Source organism: Pseudomonas inefficax (genome assembly GCF_900277125.1).
In the GTDB taxonomy this organism is placed as follows: domain Bacteria; phylum Pseudomonadota; class Gammaproteobacteria; order Pseudomonadales; family Pseudomonadaceae; genus Aquipseudomonas; species Aquipseudomonas inefficax.
On the sequence record NZ_OPYN01000109.1, the window covers coordinates 1 to 1,918 of the forward strand.

General features: G+C 64.4%; 1 protein-coding gene and 1 pseudogene. Both read right to left on the minus strand.

The window, feature by feature from the left end; translation table 11 throughout:
- A partial coding sequence (locus JV551A3_RS14010; RefSeq protein ID WP_133978799.1) for a methyl-accepting chemotaxis protein occupies window positions 1-1,338 on the minus strand: 1,338 nt, incomplete at its 3' end.
- Window positions 1,339-1,570: 232 nt separating this feature from the next.
- Window positions 1,571-1,918 (minus strand): annotated as a pseudogene (locus JV551A3_RS14015) (NAD(P)/FAD-dependent oxidoreductase); the annotation flags it as partial.

The following is a 1,918-nucleotide window of genomic DNA, read 5'->3' on the forward strand; positions in this document are numbered from 1 at the left end:
GTGCATCGCCGTCACCGCCCGCTCGGTACCGTTCTGGATACCGGCAATCATCTGCTCGATCTCTGCGGTCGACTGCTGGGTGCGGTGGGCGAGGGCGCGTACCTCATCGGCAACCACGGCAAAGCCTCGGCCCGCCTCGCCGGCGCGGGCCGCTTCGATGGCGGCATTCAGCGCCAGCAGGTTGGTCTGCCCGGCAATCGCGCCAATCACGTCCAGCACACGGCTGATCTCGTTGGCATTGCTGGCCAACTGTTCGATCTCGGCTGAGGTGCCGGTCACGTCAGCCACCAGATGCTGGATGGACGCCAGCGCCTGGTTGACCCGGTCGCGGCCATCACGGGTGGTCTGGTCGGCGCCCTTCGAGGCGTCGGCGGTGCTGACGGCATTGTTCGCCACTTCCTCGACCGCCGCAGTCATCTGGTTGACCGCGGTGGCCGCCTGGTCGATCTCCGCGCTTTGCTGGTGCAGGCCGCGGCTGGTGTCTTCGGTGACGGTGTGCAGTTCCTCCGAAGCCGAGGCCAACTGGTCGGACGAGGCGGCGATCTTGCGGATGGTGTCGCGCAGGCTGCCCTGCATCCGGCCCAGGGCGCGCAGCAGCAAGGCTGGCTCGTCGCGGCCGACTACACGGATGTCCTGGGTCAGGTCGCCGGTCGCCACGCGTTCGGCCACGCTCACCGCATCGGCCAGCGGCACGACGATGCTGCGGGTGAGCACGGTGGCAAGGGCGGTCAGGGCCAGCATGATCACCAGCAGCGAGACAATGATCGCGATGAACGCCTTGTCAGCCACGTCGCTGCTGCGCTGCGAGGCTTGTTCGGCACCTTTGCCGTTGTAGGCGATCAGCGCCGCCATGGCTTGCATCATGCTGTCGGCGCGCTGGGTCAGAGGGCCGGTGATCTGCTGCTTTGCGTTTTCCATGCGGCCAGCAACAATGTCCTGCAGCACGCGTGTCTGCAGCTTGAGGTATTGCTGGTGCGCGCTATCGAAGGTGTCGAACAGGGCGCGGTCATCGGCGGCGGTGATGGTGCCTTGGTATGCCTTCAGGCCATCCTTCATCTTGGCATTGGTATCGTCGAGCAGCTGCAGGTTGCGGCTGCGTTCGCTGGGGTTGTCGTCCAGGGCGGTGCGCAGGGTGAGGGCGCGGGCGCGGCCAAGGTTGCTGCTGATTTCGCTCAGGGCCACCACGGCGGGCAGCCAGTTGACCCGGATTTCGTCCGTGGCCTTGTCCATCTGCCGGGTTTCATAAAGTGCGGCAAGGCCCATGAACAGGACCAGGATACCCAACAGAGCGAACACGCAGGCAGCGCGAATGCCGATCTTCAAATTCCTTGATTGCATGACATGCTCCTTGATGGTGGCGTGCAGGCCCCCGGAGCTTGGGCGTATGGCCGGGCACCGGGTGTGGCGCCAGGCTCTGGAGGCGCTGCGGATTCAGTTGTGCTTCTCACCCTCTCGAATTCTTTTTTATTTCAATGATGCCATATGGCCATCATTTCGGAACAGTCATTTCATGTCATGACATCAAATGACAAAACCGCCATAAGGCGGCGGTTTTGTCCAGGCTTCGTGGTCAGACGATGGCGATCAGCGGGTCTGCAGCGGCCAGTGCCAAGGCGCGATCGGCCGCTGGCGGGTAGATCCATACAGAGTTGATCTGGCGCTTGATGTGTTTGCCTTCCTGGCCATGCAGCTTCAGTTCGCGCTCCCAACCCTCGCTGAACGTCGCGCCCCATTCGCCCAGGTCCAGGCAGGTGACGTACTTGGGCTGGCGGTACACCACCGGCTGCAGGCCGAGCAGGTCGGCTGCGGCGTTGTTGCCGGAGTGGCGGCCCATGGGGATGGCGTGCTGGCAGGTCATCAGGGCGTGGTTGCCCAGCTCGTCCACCGCGGCCCAGGCGGTGTCGCCCGTGGCGTACAC